Below are 18,683 nucleotides of genomic sequence, written 5' to 3' on the forward strand. Positions count from 1 at the left end.
GTGTATAGCCAATACGACTGAATTGTGAGACATCTTAACCTAGGGAATATTGCATCTAAAGTACTTTGAATTAAAATGTTTAAATAATCGAATTGCATTTCATTTCAAATTAACGTATAGTACATTACAACAGTAATGCACTATTGAAAAGGAGGTCACGTGAATGCTCGATATGGGCGGATCAAAACCGATTTACTTACAAATCGCGGAATGGCTTGAGACGGAAATAATCGATGGAACCCTTCCGCCCGATGTAAAAGTCTACTCCCAGTACCAATTGGCAGAACTATTTACGATAAATCCAGCTACAGCTGGTAAAGGACTGACATTATTGCTTGAAGCCGAAGTCGTTTACAAGCGCCGTGGTCTCGGCATGTTTGTTGCACCAGATGCACGCGACAAACTGTTAAAAAAACGCAAAGAAGAGAAACTACGGCAACTCATCATAGACTTACTCAACGAAGCCACGCTTCTCCAAGTCGACGATTCACATTTGCTGTCGCTGATCGAAGAGGAACGTTCGCGGAAAAAGGAGGAAAAATCATGAATGTAATTGATTTCACTGATGTCACAAAGAAGTTTGGTAGGCGCACTGTCCTGAACCAGATGAATTTCAGTATTCGGGAAAACGTTCTGACAGGAATCATCGGACGCAATGGCGTTGGCAAATCTACGTTGATGAAAATAGCCGCCGGACATATCCAAGCTACATCAGGAGATGTCCAAGTGTTTTCAGACAATCCTTTCAACAGTTTGAAAGTGTCTGCAAACTCTATTCTGATTGACGATACAATGAGCTTTTCTGACAAACTGACACTTCAAGATATTTTAATAGAATCTAATCGTTTCTACCCAAACTGGGATGCGCCACTTGCGCAAGGGTTGTTCGATTATTTCAGTTTCCATTCAGAAGCTCGTCATATTGACCTTTCAAAAGGAAAGAAGAGTACCTTCAATGCCATTATCGGCCTGGCTTCACATTGCCCGCTGACGATTTTCGACGAACCCACTACCGGAATGGATACGATTGCTCGGAAAGACTTTTACCGTGCGCTCCTAAAAGATTATATCGCGCATCCCAGAACCATTCTAGTATCTAGTCATCACCTTGAAGAAATTGAAGACTTGCTTGAAGATATCCTTTTAGTTCATAACAAAACAGTTCTCTTTCACAATTCCATCACAGAGTTACAAGAAATGTTTGTCCGTCTGATTGGTAAAAGCGAGAAATTGCTTGAGTACGTTTCGATAAAAGAAACGTTTGGTAGCCAGATGAATGGTTCATATAGTGAATTCCTTTTTAAAAACACCTTCACTTCTGATGAATTGATGCACCTCTCTCAACAAGACATTAAAATAGTGCCCGTCTCAGCAAATGATGCATACGTTGCATTGACTACCGGTACAAAAGGAGGGATTGATGATGTATTTAACGGAACCAAGCCTAAATGACATTGTCAAAAAACAATTTCTTCATAAATTGAATGCCTACACTAGCGTCTTCAGCTCACTACTCATTATACAACTGATTGGACTCTTTATAGGCTTTGAAAACGGGGGTGGAGGCGGATCCAGTGGAGGTACAGTAATAACTGAATATACCTTTTCAACCGGTGATGTACCTGTACTCTTCACACTATTTTGGGCTCTTTTAACGGGTATCCTTGTCACAACACTAGCCTATCGCAACGATGCTTTTTCGTTCGTATCAAACCGGATTAGCCACAACTTATCCAGCATTCTCTTTTTAATGCTCGCATCCGCCATTGCCGGTATTACAGCAGTCCTAGCGGGTTCCGTTATTAAGTTATTCGCATTATTCCAAAGTGATCTCTTGATTAATGAAGCTTCAGGGCTACTCAGTTCTCCAGTCGACTTTTTCATTAGGATTGCGACTTCCATTCTTTATACCTTGCTGTTTGCAAGCCTAGGTTATGTGACGGGTTCGTTCATCCAGCGTAGCAAGCTTGTCATTCCACTATTACTCGTTGCATTTTTCATAGTTCCCATGCTCCGATTAGATGTGGGGGGCATAAATTTAATGGAAAAAGTCGTCTTTTTCTATGGTACTGAAACGTCATTGCTTATTTTTCTTATAAAAATAGTTGTGACGATTAGTGTGCTCTTTGCTATTTCCATCGCACTTACGAATAATACGGAGGTGAGGAAATAATGTTGTCACTCTTGCCTTTGATAGTCATAGGTTTAATTGTCTGGTTCTTTTTGCGGGCGAAGAACAAACCAAAACGTCAAATCAATAAAAAATGGACGTATGTATTTTTGACAACATACGCCGCAATTTTGCTTATTGCGACAATCGCTGTAGAACTAATTGACACAGATTCTTTTACCACTCAACCTAGAGTGGGATCAGAGGAACAATTCGATCATGAAGGGGTTGCTATCTACGAGGGGGATATCAGTTCTATCGATCCTGCTGCGATTCTCGAAAAAAGATCGCATAATATAGCAGATACGCTTGCAATAACTGCAAGCTCCAATATGGATTCCATGATAATTGTTGAACGCAAAAGTGTAAACGATGGGCTTATTGAAGAGACACTCATTAAACCACTACTCTTAATAGGTGACTTTGACTTTTCAGATAAACTGAACTATAAAGTACCCGAATGGACAGCTGATTCCGTCAACTTTCCGCGACCCCTTGTGACGGAAATTAGCTATACCACTTATCAGGAAGCCTATTTACTAAATCAGTTCACAAAGGTACCGCGGCATAGAAGTAATTCCCATAATTCAGTGGAGCGCCCGCTTGCTATTCATCTACTCGTTCCAAAAGACTTAATCATTACAGCTGACGAAGATCTTTATATTAACTTTGTCGATAACTAAAACAAGAACCGGACCCAAAGTAAAATGTACCTTATAAGATAGACACTTTAAAAAAGTCTCTCTTATGGGGTACTTTTATTTATAGTGGAAATAACAACGATTATATGTTGACATAAAGAACCCTACCAACAACGCTTGGCGCTTGGGGATGCCTCCCGCAATAAGCCAGACAGAAGACCACTGTCAGTCTTATTGCTTCGGCTACCCCTGTTAGGCGTCTTCGCTGGAGATTACAAGGAGAACATAAGTCCAACAGCAGAACTTATGTCAAAGATATTATTTAATGATCAAGAACAAAGATTACTGAAGAAACATCCTTATGTAAAAGCTGTTAGTGAAAAGGGAATTACATATACAGATGAATTTAAGGCAATAGCTAGGAAAATGAAGAAGGAAAAAGTTCACGGAAGGTGCTTTCATCCACTCGGATCAAGGGGTTCACTATACCAGTCCCCAATTTCAAAAGCTTGTGAAGAAAATGGGTTTAGGTCATTTCTTCAAGTTTCCTAAATATGTTGAATTTATAATTCTTACTCACTTCAGCTGATTGAAGCGGAGAGCGGCGACTCCAGCGCTAGCGTTGGGAGCACGAGGGAAGGATGCCTTAATTTCTGCAAAGAACGCAGAAATACGGCAAATCGAACCCTTCGCTGTTCGATTGGCTGAGGCCGTGCCCGCGGAAAGCGTCCGCTCGGAACGGAAATCAGCGGTTAGTTAAATTCTTCGGTTCAACTTATATAAGGTTTTTTAAAAATGTCCTTTACAAAGGGTACACTTTAAAGCGGGACCGGTTCTTTTGCTTTCATATTCTTGCTCTACTTCCCGCTATTGATAGCCACGCAACGCCTACCAGCATGATGATTGCTCCTGTGAGTTGCCAATTACCAAGCATTTGGCCGAACCATAGAACGGAAATAATCATTGCCGTAAGTGGTTCGAAGCTCGATAATACGCTCGTTTCCACAGCTGTTATATATTTCATGCTACCTAAGAACAAGACGAACGCTACTGTTCCGACAATGATCACTAGGAAAAGCATCATTGATAATTTCCAATCCAATAGATAATGTAATTCTGTTATGTACGTCACTGGATTCATAATAAGCAGGATACTACCGCCGATGAGCATACCCCAACCAACTACCAACAACACGCCCCATTCAGCCATTAGCCGTGCAGGATAAAGTGTATAAAAAGCAAATGTAAAACCTACTAATATACCCCAAATAATCGCTTCCTTACTCAAAGAAAAACCTGTTAAAGAGCCATTTGTAAGAAGTAAAAACAACCCTACAATGGTGACAGACATGCCAAGTACCTGGGCTCCTGGTGGACTGGCTTTCTGCTTCCAAGATACGAAGGCGATGATGTAAATTGGGGCTAAGAATTGAAATAACGTAGCAATTACCGCATTACTTGTACTAATGGAAGCCAAAAAAGCATATTGAACCGCCATCATCCCAAATATCCCGAAAATAATTATTTGACGCAACCATACTTTTTGCTGCAGCGGAAGCATTATTTTTATACCTTTTAACTTCAGAGGCACAAGTATAAATACCCCTGCGACAAGAAGACGTGTTATAAGCATGAATGGAATTGATAACTGACTGTTTGCTAGAATCCATTCCATCATAGGTCCTGTCGCTCCCCAAAGCATCGCTCCGAAGACAATCATAGTGATGCCTTTCAATCTCCCCATCTTGCCCCTCCTCCAATCTGACTATTTATCTACCATTATCGATATTCACTGTGAATTTAGCATTTTCATGATGTACAGACGCCATATCTTCATTATAATGGTAGTATCCCATACCCGGAAGGAGGCATTTATATGAAACCAGATTATGGACTATTCGTGCCGGAACTACCGGACATAATGAAAAGTCTTGAACAATTTTACATGGTAACCCGGACAAACGCCGAAGGTTCAATTATATATACTAACAAAAACTTTTTAGAAATAAGCAAATGGACACCAAAACGGGTAATTGGCAGATCCCTGTGGCAAATGTTCCCCGAAACAGATCGTGGACAAGAACAAGCTTATGTCATTTGGGATAGCGTAAAAAGTGGAAACACATGGTTTGGCACGGTGGAAAAGGTTACACGCTTCGGCGAACCTTACTTTGTCAATCTGATTGCAATTCCGATTAAGTCAGACAGTGACGATAAAAATAGCTCTTTCACTTTTCTTGAATTGGACATTACTGCCGACATAGAATTACGTGATCAGCTTCAACAAATTGCTTTTATCGACTACGAAACAGGACTGATGAGCCGTTACAAGCTTGAGACGGTTGTAAATAATCATATTGAAGAGAAAAAACACTTCTCCTTAGTCTTCATAAGCATCGATCACTATTATACATTGAAGGATTTGCAATCATCGGAATCCAAGGCGGAACTAGTCAAATCATTTTCAAACCGACTCAAGCGTTACTTCCAGGATAATCTGATTGCCAGGGTCGGTGTCAATGAATTTATCATTCTGACTTCTTTCGGTGATTGGTATGTACAGGGATTCCTAATATTCCTTGAAAAGAATCCAATTTACATCGACAACTTCGCCTTGCCACTACCTATTAGCGGAGGCATCGTTCGTTATCCTGAAGACCAACAAACGTATAATCATTTGATGAAAGCTGCACTCGCTGCCACTAAAGATGTTGTTGGAAACGGTGGAGGAAAAATATCTTCCTTATCTGCAGCATCGCACAAAGTATTAAATAGAAGGGCAACCATCGATAGAAAAATGCTCACTGCGCTTAACCACAATAATTTACAAGTCGCCTATCAACCGCAGTTGGATATCGCTTCAGGTAAAGTAACGCTATACGAAGCTCTTGTCCGATGGGAAGATGACGAATTAGGTACAATCATGCCTGATGAACTTATTCCAATCGCCGAAGAAAACGGTCTCATCCATGACATCGGAGCTTTCGTTCTCGAAGAAGCCGCAAAGCTTGCAGCATCTTGGTATAGGCAGAGATATAGCGTTGGTATTTCAGTGAACTCTTCTGTGAGGGAGTTTAGCAATGCTAATATGAAGGACAAAATAATTAATATCCTTGAGACAACTCAATGTCCCGCCAACTACATCGAACTTGAGATTACAGAGAAATTTGCTTTTCAGGCAGAAGAGGAAAATTCCATCAACCTTCAAATGAAAGCGCTACAAGACGCGGGAATCGAATTCGCACTCGACGACTTTGGTACAGGCTACGCATCATTCCGCTATATGCAACATTTACCGATTACAAAGGTAAAAATCGATAAGCTCTTTATCCACTCTTTAACACGACAGCCGAAAACGCAGCAACTCGTTGAAGGAATGATCCGATTCAGCAAATCAATGGGCCTCTATGTTGTTGCGGAAGGTGTTGAAACGAAAGAACAATTCGATCTTCTTAAAAAAATGGGTGTAGATGCTGTTCAAGGCTACTATATTGGTATACCCGTTACATCTGACAACATCACTTTCGGGGAATAATAATAATAATAATAATAATAATAATGAAACGGAGTGTCTCTTAGCAAAAGAGCACTCCATTTTTATGCTACCTTGCTTCTTTTCCTACCAATACCTGACCGGAAAATGAGCTGTATAATTACCTCTGCAAAAACGAGCCCCATTGCGATTGCACCGGACACCATGAAAGCCCCTGAAGCATAAGAAATTGCAGTTAGGTAATCCTTTTCAACAATATGACGCATCGCATTATAGGCCATCCCACCCGGTACGAGCGGAATGATTCCCGCGACACTGAATATGATCATCGGCGTTCGAAAACGTTTGGCAAAAATCGTCGCTACTAACGCAACCATGAATGCGCCTAGGAAGGAAGCCAGCATTGGATCACCCGATAGCCCATTAAATACGCTATAAACCAGCCAGCCCGTCATCCCTACAAAACCACAATAAAATAGCATTCTACGAGGGGCATTGAAAATAATTCCAAATCCTGTCGCGGCGAGAAAACTAAGAACCGCTTGAATAATCCACGTCAAGACCTCACTCCTTTTTCATTCAAAAAGATAAGACGAGTGCTACACCAGCACCGATTGCAAACGCAGTCAGAAAGGCTTCTGCCCCTTTTGATAATCCGGACATGAAATGCCCCGCCATCATGTCGCGCACAGCGTTCGTAATTAATAGTCCTGGAACGAGCGGCATGACGGATCCAATAATTATCTTATCGAGCTCGGTTCCTAATCCAATCTGCACTGCAACAAAGCCGGTTAGCCCTATGAAGAGTGATGCAACAAATTCAGCGAAAAACTTTACTCTAGTCAGCTCGTGAATTTTAGTCACAATGGCGTAGCCAACACCCCCCGCGAAGATAGCGATAGGTATGTCCTTCCAAAGACCTTCATACATAATTAGGAAGGAGCCGCTTGCAATGGCAGCTGCGATGATTTGTAGCCATAATGGGAACATAACATTCGCTTTGTCGATTTCTTGAAGTTTCGTGTATGCTTCCTCTAGTGTGTAGTGATCAGTTGATAGTTTGCGCGAAACATCATTAACGAGCGCTACCTTTTCAAGATCAGTCGTGCGGTCCTTTATCCGAACCAGTCTCGTATGGTGTGGGCTACCCGGCGAAAAGATAATACCTGTTGGAATCACAAAACTATGAGTAGCTGATAATTGCTGTGTTTCAGCCATACGTGCCATCGTATCTTCCACCCGATAGGTCTCGGCTCCAGCTTCCATCATTAAACGTCCCGCGAGCAAACAACAATCAATTGCCATCTCTTTATCCACTATCGGCATAATCCACACCCCCTCTGTACTTGTAGACAATCGTTCAATTCCAATCTATTTAAATAATCTTATCGTTGCTGGCGGAAAATAACAATGAACAATTAGGTTATCAGCCTCTCAGCTAAATTTGTCCATGAGAAAAGACCCGGCACATAACCGGATCTTTCTGACTCGATTTGCATTTAGTTAATTTGTATATTGCTGATTGGCGCGTACGTATCAAGTGAATAATTGTTAATTTCTTTCATTGAAATCGTATACAGAACATCCTTATTGTAGAGCATACGCTGGACTTCGTATTCCCATTCCTCATATTGTTCTCCAGGGGTACTCTTTTTCAGCAAATCTCCTTTTAAGACGATACCGTTTTCCGGTGTAATTTCATAAACAAGTGCGCCTGAACTTTGGAACTCAATGCTGTCTTTCCCCTTTTCATCATAAATTGAGATGGGAAAGCCATATAATTTTCGTTCTTTATGTTGAAACAGCGCTTTGTGATTATATTGGAGTTGTGAATGGGTCCCTCGACCACCGATGATTTCAGTGTCCTTTTCAATTGGATTATTGAAATCGGATACGTCAAATAAAGAAATTTTCATACCCATCGTCATAATGAAGGGTTCTCCGCCTTGCGGATTCTTTTCAGCAACCGTTTCATAGCCAAAACCGATTAGATGGTTATCGTCAAGTGGATGCAGGTAATTGCTGAATCCCGGTATTTTCAATTCTCCGAGCACTTTCGGAGCAGCTGGATCGGCCACATCGATAACGAATAACGGATCCGTTTCGCGGAAGGTAACCATATAAGCCTTATCCCCCATGAAGCGCGCAGAGTAGATTCTTTCCCCTTTCGCAAGGCCTTCGACCGATCCCGTTTGTTTTAGGTTTTCATCTAAAATGAATAAATGATTTTGAGACGGCTTCTTTTCATCCCACATATTTCCTTCTGTTGTGACAACACGGAAATAACCATTATGCTCATCCATTGAAAACTGGTTTAATAAATGACCTTTCAACGTGGCGGAGCTGTGGAACGCAACATCTGTTTTATTCAAATTAAATTTGAATAGTTCACTGTTTGCACTGCCTGGATTCCAAATCATTTTATTGGAAGTAGAGGCGTTCGTTTCGTAAATTGTCGCTGTAAGGTATAAGTTATCTTTGGACATATAAAGCTGCTCGCTACCGCCGAGATAACCTTTTGTCGTAACCTTGCTTTCTGCAGGTGATGATAGATCGATAGCCGTAATGACGGAGTAGGATGGTTCCATCGCTCCAGGAAGAATTGCGATGTCCGTATAGTTTAGATGTGTTGTCTCTTTGTCTTCCGTCGAGTCGTATAATTGCGGACGGAGTAAGTCTCCTTCGACATTTTTCACACCCCAAAAATTCGGCCAAACATTTGTCACGAAGTACAGCATATTACCTGTCTTCCGCGCACCATTTAGATGACCTTCTGTGCCAATTTCTCGGATTAGTTTGGGATTCTCTGGATTGGAAATGCTATACATTCGCACGGTTGTCATTCCGTTCACGGGTCTACTCATTTCAGACTTCGCATCGCCTTCCTCATAATGATGCGGTACATATTTATCACCTAAAACGATTAGTGTGTCGTCATGTAGAAACAATTGGTAAGGGTAATACTCGTCTTCCATTTTAATTTCTGCTACTTTTTTAACTTTCTTCGGGTTGCGAATATCGGTAATTGCAACTTTATTATTGCCAATTCCTACGGTGTAGATATAGTTGCCATCCGTCTTCACGGAGTCGGCTTCATCGACCCCTTCAACTTGGTTGTTCGTTGTTGAATGGTCTTCTCCTCCCCCTCCAGCACTAGATTCAGCTGTATCAGCCTTAGAATTTGTTGACTCTTCCGTAGCCATTACATCTGTCGACTGCATAGATTTCGCTCGTTCGAAATACGCTATCAGCTCTTTTTCAGAGGCGACGGACTCGATTGTTTCATGCACTGTGAACTTAATTTCATCGATTGGAAGTGATGTAAGGTATTTCCCGTTTACTGCATTTTTATTGACATGGAGGGCATACGAGCCTGGCGTAAGGCCTTGTACGTGGAGCGTCTTGTCTGCATTGGTAAGCGCGATACCCGTGTCTATTCGCTTTCCATTTTGATCAGTAATGTATAAATCATCTGTTCCTAGCGCATCTTTCTTCAAAGCCGTGGAGAAGGTTGCGCTCCATCCTCTTTCAGATAGCGCAATACCTGACGCAGTGACGGTCACTTTATCCATTAATAAAGCTAGAGAAATTGCAGCTACAGTAACGAATGCCGTTATAAAAAGCCAAATAATCTTCTTCTTCAATTTGACCAACCCTTTCTTTGTTCTATTACATAATTAGACTACAATAATTTGATTTCGTTACACTAAACTGAAAATTTTACCATCTATCATTTTCTTCAATTAAATCCAGATTATTTATTAATGAAATAGTAGTAAATTCAAGGTTAATTTACACTCTAGGCGAACGCTTACTCGTCTCTAGTCAAATAGATTTTTTAAAGTTGGTAGAGGGTAATAAGGAATATCCTAAAGCAGTTGCTTTTCGTTCCAGCGCTCGCTTTCCGCGGGCATGGCTTGAGCATCCTCGTCCGCTTCGCTCCCTGCGGGGTCTCAAGGCTCATGCTATTCTCGCAGGAGTCGAGCGCTTCCACTACAATCAACGGTACTCATCCAGGCAAACGAATATTCTATTAAGAAATCTCTTAAACGTTATAGTTTCCAATTAATAATACAGGTACAAGTGGTGATTCCTCATTTTACGATTCGAATAATGACGTATTCGAGATAATTTTGGAATTTTCTTTATTCGACGATTTTTGTAGTTTTTGCGTGTTTCATCACCTATATAGTATGGGTACAATTAGTATAAGTACGTATAGAGCAGAAAGGTTTGATAACCGTTGGAAACCGCTGAAACGATTAAAAAGCCCAAACGTAATCTGAAACCCTATTGGATTGCCCTGGCGTTCATCGTCATGATTGTCATCATGCTTCTGCCTAATTCGGGCGAGGACTTGCCTGTTATGGGGCAGCGTGCACTCGCTATTTTGGCGTTTGCGGTCATCCTTTGGATGACGGAAGCGGTAGCTTATCCAGTGAGTTCAGCAATGATTATCGGACTTCTTGCCGTGTCACTCGGTCTTGCACCCGATATGGCGAATCCCGATGTCTTGCTTGGTACGAAAGCTGCTCTTACATTTGCGCTAGGCGGATTTTCAAACTCCGCGGTTGCGCTTGTTGCCGCTGCCCTATTTTTAGCAGCGGCGATGCAGGCCACAAATCTTCACAAACGACTTGCCCTGTATATCCTTTCAAAAGTAGGCGTAAAAACGGGCGCTATCGTCTTTGGTGCCATCATTGTATCGATTGTTCTGGCGTTCTTCGTGCCAAGTGCCACTGCACGTGCGGGCGCGGTTGTTCCAATTCTTCTCGGGATGGTTGCGGCGTTCGGTTTACCACATAATAGCCGCCTTGGTGCACTTCTTGTCATCACTGCTGTCCAATCAGTCTCAATCTGGAATATCGGCATCAAGACAGGTGCTGCACAAAATATGGTGGCGCTCGGTTTCATCGAAAGTGAAATGGGCGTGTCTATCTCCTGGGGAGCTTGGTTCATGTATGCTGCTCCATGGTCAATTATCATGTCCGTCGTCCTGTATTTCGTTATGATTAAACTAATTAAGCCTGAAACGCAAGTTGTTGAAGGTGGAGCGGAACTGATTCAGGGTCAGCTGAAAGAACTTGGCCCGATGAAATCTTCAGAGAAACGGTTGATTGTCGTCGCTCTCGCCCTTCTGTTCTTCTGGTCAACGGAAGAAGTACTTCACCCATTTGACACGACGACCGTGACGCTTGTGGCGATTGCGATTTTGCTCTCCCCAAAAATTGGCGTCTTTGACTGGAAAACGGTTGAAAAGCTTATTCCGTGGGGAACAATCATCGTATTTGCTGTAGGAATCGCACTTGGTACCGTCCTCTTGGATACCGGAGGCGCTCAATGGCTATCCAATCGAGTATTCGGAGCAATGGGCCTTGAAAATATGCCAATTCTTGCGACGATTGCCTTACTATCACTGTTCAACATACTCATTCACTTGGGCTTCGCCAGCGCGACGAGCTTGTCATCGGCACTTATCCCGATTTTCATCGCGCTTACAACGACAATTTCCTTGGATGCGAACAGTGTCGGATTTGTTTTGATCCAACAATTCGTTATTAGCTTTGGTTTCCTTCTTCCAGTCAGCGCACCGCAAAACATGCTCGCTTATGGTACCGGCTCATTTACAGTAAAGGATTTTTTGAAATCCGGTATTGTCCTTACCGTTGTCGGCTACTTACTTATCCTGCTATTCAGTGCAACGTATTGGAAATGGGTCGGACTTCTATAAGAATCAATCACGCCTCGGAGTTATTGTGTGAAGATTTTGAATTGAATTTGTGCCTGCAGGACGCAGGTATGCAACAGGGAAGGATTGAACTGCATCCTTCCTTATTGCCGCAGGAAGCGGCGAACTTGGGTTGCCTTTTAACTCCTTTCAAAATCTGCGACATCCGCCGGAGGCTTCAACAGGAAGGAATTGAACTTCCTTCCTCTCTGTTGAACGAAACGCCCAAATTGCCCCATTTACGGCAATTTGGGCGTTTTTCGTTTAGTTCATTAATTGACAGGGAATGAATTCTTAAGAAGACCATTCGTGAGGAGGAAATACTTTGACAGAAGATAAGTATGAGAAAATTGATAATAAGATTCCGGGACAGACACAAAACGAGCAACCGGGCGTGGAAGCAGAAATGAATCCAGCCCCGATTTATGACGATAAGAATTATAAAGGCTCAGGGAAATTAAAAGGAAAAACCGCATTAATAACAGGTGGAGACAGCGGTATCGGACGCGCAGTTGCCGTCGCATATGCTAAGGAAGGTGCAAATGTCGCTATCGCTTATTTAAGTGAGCAGGAAGATATCGATGCGAACATGACTGTTAAATTGATTGAAGAATATGGCGGGAAAGCACTAAAAATCCGAATCGACATCAGTGAAGAGGAACATTGTGAGCAATTAATCGATAAAGTAGTTAATGAATTCGGCAGTTTGAATATCCTTGTAAACAATGCTGGAAAACAGTTTCCGCAGGACGATATTTTTTCTATTTCAGCAGATCAACTCCGGGAAACATTTGATACGAACTTCTTCGGATTATTTTATTTGACGAAAGCTGCTTTAAACCATATGACGAATGGCGATTCCATCATTAACACGTCTTCTGTAACGGCGTATAACGGTTCCCCCGGCTTGATAGATTATTCCGCGACGAAAGGAGCAATTACTTCATTTACCCGCTCGCTAGCGTTGAATTTAGCAGAAAAAGGGATTCGCGTTAACGCCGTAGCACCCGGTCCAATTTGGACGCCACTCATCCCAGCAACGTTCGATGCAAAAAAAGTACAACAACATGGAGCGGATACACCAGTGAAACGCCGCGGCCAACCCGCAGAAAACGCACCTGCTTATGTATTTCTGGCATCTACGGATTCCAGTTATATGACAGGTCAAACGCTTCATGTAGACGGAGGCGGTTTTGTAGGATCGTGAACAAGTGAGTGTTTTGAAGATTGTCATGACTAGCTGTTACTGTAAGCGATAATTCGCATTTTTTTGCACATCCAACTTTAAAAACCCAGCTAATCTTCACACGAGAAGTTTAGCTGGGTTTCTTACTATTTTACATAAGTTACTGGCGAGGGGCAGGTTATCCTGTTATGAATAATTGCCTGCCGCATAAAGCTACTGCTGTATTATCTGAATAAGGTTTCCGCATGTATCGTCGAAGACCGCAATTGTGACTTCGCCCGCTTTTGTCGGCTCCATAGTAAACTTCACGCCGCGTTTCAATAACCTATCGTACTCTTTGTGAACATCTTCGACACCAAACATCGTAACAGGTATGCCTTCTTCAAATAGCTTCTTTTGATACGCTTTGGCTGCTGGATGATTATCTGGTTCGAGCAAAAGCTCAGTACCATCTTGCTCTCCTGGAGAAACAAGCGTAATCCACCTAAATTCCCCGCTGGGAACATCGTGCTTTTTTACAAAGCCTAGCGTTTCTGTATAAAACTTTAGTGCCTTGTCTTGATCTTGTACGAATATACTAGTAACAATGATTTTCATATTGTTTTTGCCTCCTTTGATTGTTTTGATTTTACGAGTCCACTTCACTCGTCCATCTCTCATAACAAGACTCTAGCTCTTTTTGCAGTATTGCAATCTTCGTTAAGCTTAATTCATAGTTCACCCAATCTGTTTCGTCTGCCGCTTCTTTTTCCAGTGTTCCAATTGCAAGTTCAATTCTTATAATGGATTCTTCGACGTTTTCAAGATCTTCTTCTTTCACTTTTACTAATTTTAGTTTTTCGACTACAGCAGGTTTAATCACTTCTTCTACCTTATTACTTTGAAACTCCTGCCACTTCTGGCGAGCCCAATTGTATGGCCCTTCAAATGTTGTAATAAGACCTTCTTCCAACCATGCCGTGCGGGAGAATAATTTATTTAGGAAATAACGGTCATGCGAAACCGCAACAATTGTACCGGCAAAATCTTCAAGTGCTTCTTCTAATACCTCACGTGACTCAATATCCAAATGATTGGTCGGCTCGTCAAGCATAAGGAAATTAACATCCTGATACATCAGTTGCGCCAAACGGAGCCGCATCCGTTCTCCACCGCTTAAGTCTCCAATTCGCATGAATACATCTGGACCGTAAAACATGAATTTCGCTAATATATGTCGAGCTTCCCCTTCAGCTACGTTCACTTCCCCCCGAAAGACATCAATAAGACGCGCCTTCGGGTCTTTGATTTCAAAGTGTTGTGACAAGAATCCGATTTTCACGCTATTCCCTACTTTACTCAACCCAGCGTCAATTGGAAGTTCTCCCAAAAGAATTTTTAGTACGGTTGATTTCCCGCATCCATTCCGGCCGACAATCGCTGTTCGATCTTTCCAATATACATGGAAATCGGCACCCATCAAAAGCTCCTGTTGACCAAATGACTTCATGACTCCTTCCATTACAACGACTTCCTTACCGCTTCTTGGCGCGGCTTCAAAAGACAAGGTCATTTTCTTCGGATCGATGAGCGGCTTCCTTACCTTTTCCATCCGTTCTAGCGCTCGTTCCATATTGCGCGCTTGCCGGTGCAATCCAGGATTCGGAGGATTGGCCTCATTTGCCCATTGTCGGAGCCGTTTAATGGATTCTTTCATTTTCCTAATTTTCTTTTGTTGCTCTTCGTAATCCTGGAATTCCCTCATAAGACGCTCTTCTTTTTCGTGGATGAAGGCGGAATAATTCCCGAAATATAGACTGAGCTCTCCTTCTTCAAGATCTGCAATCTTCATCACGACACTATCCAAAAAGTAACGATCATGCGAAATGATGACGACTGTTCCCGTATAATCTTTCAGATATTCTTCTAGCCACTCGACGGCAAATAAATCCAAATGATTCGTCGGTTCATCCAATAGCAGCAAATCCGGCTTCGTCAACAAGAGCTTGCCTAGCATAATCTTCGTCTGTTCACCGCCGCTTAATTGTCCGAAAGACCGTCCGACAAAAGATTTCAATTGTAATCCATTGATGACTTTGTCAATTTCCGAGTCCACCGCATAACCATCACGACGCGCGAATTCCTCCTGTAAATCCCCATATACCCGAAGCAACTTATCCATGTCTTCGTTTCCGACATTGGCTAGCTTTGTCTCTAACTCCGACATTTTCGCCTGCATTTCCTTCAGCTCTTTAAATGCACTATTGAGCACATCAAAGCCGGTCGTTTCTTTTTCAAATATAGGAATTTGCGCTAAATAGCCTATTTTCGTACCCTTTCTAAAAAGAATTGCCCCACTATCTGGTTGTTCCATTTCCGATACCAGCTTAAATAACGTCGTTTTTCCGCTCCCATTTCTACCAACGATACCTAATTTATCCCCTGTTTTTATCTCCAAAGAAAGATTTTCAAAAATTGTATTCCCACCGAGCATTTTGCTTACTTGTTGAATTGTACATATCATCGTTATTCGCTTCCTTCCGTTTTATGTTCACAACTGGAAGCATCTCTAGAAAAGCACGGAGCGCCCTATAGACACCCGAAATCTAGACATCAAAAAAAGACCGCGTGTAAGCGATCTCCCCCTTAAAAAATAATCGTAAGGAATGAAATGCCAAACAGCTGTGTGATTACTGAAATTGTCTAAAAAAGGACAGACTTGTCCCGTTGACTGTAATTTCATGAGTAATCGCACATGAAGTGGCTAAATATTCCAGTAAACATTCACGTGCATACACAGTATCTAACATCATTCCTCACCTCCGCTCACTAATAGTAAGAATAGTTTAACACAGTATCGCTTCATAGTCATCTATCCTACCGTCCAACCTAAAAGGAACTTCTCTACTAGTGATCGACTTAATGGGTTTAATGAATATATTTAAAGAATAAAAAGAGCCCGCATTCTGGTAAAAAGACACCTTCTGCGAGCTCTTAGTATGGGCTAAAGCGTTAAGCCAGTTGCTGTTCCGCAAATTCACGATACAACGCATGTGTTTCTATCAATTCTTTATGAGTCCCACTGCCCGTTACTTGCCCATTCTCGATGAAAATAATTTTATCTGCATCGACAATTGTGGATAATCTGTGGGCGATAACGAATGTTGTGCGCCCTTCCATTAATCGCGACAGTGCATCTTGAACAACACTTTCCGATTGACTGTCCAAGCTTGCTGTCGCCTCGTCCATCATCAATATCTTCGGATCACGTAGAAATGCTCGTGCGATGGCAATCCGCTGTCTTTGTCCTCCCGAAAGTTTCACACCTCGTTCACCAACTTCAGTGTCCAATCCTTTCGGAAATGTTTTGACGAATTCGTCAGCATACGCCATTTCGGCAACTTCCCAAAGCCTTTCATCCGGAATATTTTCGCCAGCTTCTAAACCGTAGCATAAGTTTTCACGAATTGTTCCAGCCATCATGGCACTTTCTTGTGAAACGTAGCCAATCTGACTGCGCCACGATGCCATCGATAACTCATTTATGGGCGTGTCGCCTATTCGAATTTCACCTGCTGTCGGTTCGTAAAAACGTTCAAGCAATCCGAACATCGTCGTTTTCCCTCCACCACTCGGCCCTGCGAATGCAATCATTTCACCAGGTCGCGCCTCAAAGGACACGTTCCCAATTACAGGCTCATCTGCTTCATAGGCAAAGGATACATCCACAACTTGAATTACTTTATCGGTAATATCCATCACTAAGCCATCCTGACCTTCTTCTAATGGCAATTCTAAAATGTCGATAATCCGCTCCGTTGCACCTTTCGCTTTCTGCAATTGCGTGAAGAACATCGCAAATGATGTAATTGGAAAAATAATTTGGAACAGATACAGTAGGAATGCAATAAGTGTACCCGTCGACATTGTACCGCTCGCAACACGCATGCCACCATATCCGATGATCATGACGATGACGACCATGACAACTAGATACATAAAGGGAGCAATCAGAGCAAAAATACGAGCTTCTTTCAAGCCAAATCCGAGTAATTTTCCGATTCCAACTTTTCCACTTGCCTCTTCATTCTTTTCGGCATTGGAAGCTTTCATCAAGCGGATTTCACCGAGCGTCTGCTGAATTTGACCCGTAAATAAAGCTGTTTCATCTTGTAGTCCACGTGAAATTTTAGCCATTTTGCTACCAAGCGGAATCATAATTACTACTGTAATAGGAACAGAAATCAACATAATAAGCGTCATTTTCCAATCCATAATGAGTAGAATTGTCACCGCGCCTATAATCGAAATGACACCCGTAATGAATTGTGGGAAATGCTGCGTAATCAATTCTTTCACGATTCCCGTATCATTGATGACACGGCTCACCGTTTCGCCGCTCGATTCCTTGTCAAAGTGACTGACAGGCAAACGGATCAGCTTTGTCCACATTCGTTCACGCAATTTGGCAACTACTTTTTGTCCTACATAACTAAGTGAATAAATGGATACCCCATCAATTACCGCTTGAACAATGAATGCAACTCCGATAGCAATCATTATCGGAATACTTAGCGAGGCAACTGAAAAGCCATCCACTAAGTTTTTCGTTAGCAAAGGGACGACCAATCCTGCAAGCGTTGTCAACACGCCTGCCGTCAAGCCGATAGTTAAAGCTAGCTTCGGGATCCCTGTTGATACAATTAAAGAGTAAAACGGCTTCAAGCCGCCTTTTTTCTTGTCCATAGTTTTTAACTCCATTCCGTTGAATCTATTATCGATAAATTAGGATAGCCATAAAATAAAGAATTCCATTGCATACGATACGGTGCTTGGATTTGGCTAATTAAAGCGCAATCCTACACCCAACACCCTAGTATAGCATTGGTTAACCCGTCATATTAGTTTAAGCTTTTTCTACAATATTTTCCAACTGGAGGGCACCTTTAAATGAAACCGATTGGTACGCTTTCACTGGGGTGTTCATTATTTAGAGAGCTGTGGTTCGGAGTTCGAAGTGTGGATTGTAGACCGCTTGGCTCTCTGGGGATGTCTCTCCTGCACTGGGGTGTACATTATCGGGAGAATTTTGATTTTGAGTTGTATGGACTGAGATTATAATGTGATTACTATTTGAAACTAATTTCATTGAAGAAAGTCATACAATAGGCTGCAGGTCTAATACCCGATAACGAAATGTGCTTTCTTACATAGACCATCCAGCGCAGGCGCGTCTACGTGGTAGCCGGAGCGATAAGACTGAAAGTGCTCTTCTTTCCGGCTTATCGCGGGAGGCATCCACAAAGCGGCGAAGCGGTATTAGTAGAATTTCTAATTCTAGCCATTGTATCGGGACTTTTATTAATCTCCTTCGCAATGATAGATATCGAAATACGCTTTCTAACATGGACTATTCAGCGCAGAAGCGGTATTAGCAGGAAATCTAATTCATTCCATCTAAATAAAATCCATATAAAAAGGTTAGC

16 protein-coding genes are annotated in these 18,683 nt (G+C 42.2%); 8 read left to right on the top strand and 8 right to left on the bottom strand.

Annotation, left to right across the window (positions count from 1 at the left end; all coding sequences use genetic code 11):
- Nucleotides 1-163 precede the first annotated feature (163 nt).
- From AC1TO6_RS08670 to AC1TO6_RS08690, 5 genes are all read left to right on the top strand, one after another.
- Nucleotides 164-547 (top strand): GntR family transcriptional regulator, encoded by a 384-nt coding sequence (locus AC1TO6_RS08670; protein WP_482101200.1) that lies wholly within the window; start codon nt 164-166, stop codon nt 545-547.
- On the top strand, nt 544-1,452 hold the full coding sequence (locus AC1TO6_RS08675) for an ATP-binding cassette domain-containing protein (protein WP_482101201.1): 909 nt from the start codon (nt 544-546) through the stop codon (nt 1,450-1,452). The genes AC1TO6_RS08670 and AC1TO6_RS08675 overlap by 4 nt, the downstream gene beginning before the upstream one ends.
- A complete protein-coding gene (locus AC1TO6_RS08680) occupies nt 1,424-2,173 on the top strand; it encodes a hypothetical protein (protein ID WP_482101202.1) in 750 nt (249 codons plus the stop codon). The genes AC1TO6_RS08675 and AC1TO6_RS08680 overlap by 29 nt, the downstream gene beginning before the upstream one ends.
- A complete protein-coding gene (locus tag AC1TO6_RS08685; RefSeq protein WP_482101203.1) occupies nt 2,173-2,853 on the top strand; it encodes a hypothetical protein in 681 nt (226 codons plus the stop codon). The genes AC1TO6_RS08680 and AC1TO6_RS08685 overlap by 1 nt, the downstream gene beginning before the upstream one ends.
- 264 nt (nt 2,854-3,117) lie before the next feature.
- Nucleotides 3,118-3,363: a hypothetical protein gene (locus tag AC1TO6_RS08690; protein WP_482101204.1), complete on the top strand. Its 246-nt coding sequence runs from the start codon at nt 3,118-3,120 to the stop codon at nt 3,361-3,363.
- Nucleotides 3,364-3,655: 292 nt separating this feature from the next.
- On the opposite strand, the gene AC1TO6_RS08695 is transcribed toward AC1TO6_RS08690, so the two are convergent.
- Nucleotides 3,656-4,555: a DMT family transporter gene (locus AC1TO6_RS08695; protein ID WP_482101205.1), complete on the bottom strand. Its 900-nt coding sequence runs from the start codon at nt 4,553-4,555 to the stop codon at nt 3,656-3,658.
- A 132-nt stretch (nt 4,556-4,687) separates the two neighbouring features.
- Here AC1TO6_RS08695 and AC1TO6_RS08700 point away from each other — a divergent pair, with 132 nt between their 5' ends.
- Nucleotides 4,688-6,346, top strand: a complete 1,659-nt coding sequence (locus AC1TO6_RS08700) for a sensor domain-containing protein (RefSeq protein WP_482101206.1) — start codon at nt 4,688-4,690, stop codon at nt 6,344-6,346.
- A gap of 62 nt (nt 6,347-6,408) precedes the next feature.
- Here AC1TO6_RS08700 and AC1TO6_RS08705 read toward each other — a convergent pair whose 3' ends face one another.
- From AC1TO6_RS08705 to AC1TO6_RS08715, 3 genes are all read right to left on the bottom strand, one after another.
- A complete protein-coding gene (locus AC1TO6_RS08705; RefSeq protein WP_482101207.1) occupies nt 6,409-6,864 on the bottom strand; it encodes a threonine/serine exporter family protein in 456 nt (151 codons plus the stop codon).
- 19 nt (nt 6,865-6,883) lie between these two features.
- Nucleotides 6,884-7,630, bottom strand: coding sequence for a threonine/serine exporter family protein (locus AC1TO6_RS08710; RefSeq protein WP_482101208.1), 747 nt, complete (start codon nt 7,628-7,630; stop codon nt 6,884-6,886).
- A gap of 173 nt (nt 7,631-7,803) precedes the next feature.
- Complete coding sequence (locus AC1TO6_RS08715; protein ID WP_482101209.1) at nt 7,804-9,948, bottom strand: beta-propeller domain-containing protein; 2,145 nt, start codon at nt 9,946-9,948, stop codon at nt 7,804-7,806.
- A 599-nt stretch (nt 9,949-10,547) separates the two neighbouring features.
- On the opposite strand from AC1TO6_RS08715, the gene AC1TO6_RS08720 reads away from it, so the two are divergent.
- Nucleotides 10,548-12,035, top strand: coding sequence for a DASS family sodium-coupled anion symporter (locus tag AC1TO6_RS08720; protein ID WP_482101210.1), 1,488 nt, complete (start codon nt 10,548-10,550; stop codon nt 12,033-12,035).
- A 322-nt stretch (nt 12,036-12,357) separates the two neighbouring features.
- Nucleotides 12,358-13,239: an SDR family oxidoreductase gene (locus AC1TO6_RS08725; RefSeq protein WP_482101211.1), complete on the top strand. Its 882-nt coding sequence runs from the start codon at nt 12,358-12,360 to the stop codon at nt 13,237-13,239.
- A 192-nt stretch (nt 13,240-13,431) separates the two neighbouring features.
- Here AC1TO6_RS08725 and AC1TO6_RS08730 read toward each other — a convergent pair whose 3' ends face one another.
- From AC1TO6_RS08730 to AC1TO6_RS08745, 4 genes are all read right to left on the bottom strand, one after another.
- Nucleotides 13,432-13,815: a VOC family protein gene (locus AC1TO6_RS08730; RefSeq protein ID WP_482101212.1), complete on the bottom strand. Its 384-nt coding sequence runs from the start codon at nt 13,813-13,815 to the stop codon at nt 13,432-13,434.
- 31 nt (nt 13,816-13,846) lie between these two features.
- Entirely contained in the window at nt 13,847-15,721 is a 1,875-nt protein-coding gene (abc-f, locus tag AC1TO6_RS08735) for a ribosomal protection-like ABC-F family protein (protein ID WP_482101213.1), read from the bottom strand.
- A gap of 166 nt (nt 15,722-15,887) precedes the next feature.
- Nucleotides 15,888-16,010, bottom strand: a complete 123-nt coding sequence (locus AC1TO6_RS08740) for an RAxF-45 family protein (RefSeq protein WP_482101214.1) — start codon at nt 16,008-16,010, stop codon at nt 15,888-15,890.
- Between the two features lie 199 nt (nt 16,011-16,209).
- Nucleotides 16,210-17,943 carry an ABC transporter ATP-binding protein gene (locus AC1TO6_RS08745; protein WP_482101215.1) on the bottom strand — a complete coding sequence of 578 codons (1,734 nt, stop codon included), beginning with the start codon at nt 17,941-17,943 and terminating at the stop codon, nt 16,210-16,212.
- Between the last annotated feature and the right edge of the window lie 740 nt (nt 17,944-18,683).

This window comes from Sporosarcina sp. Y352 (assembly GCF_056786535.1).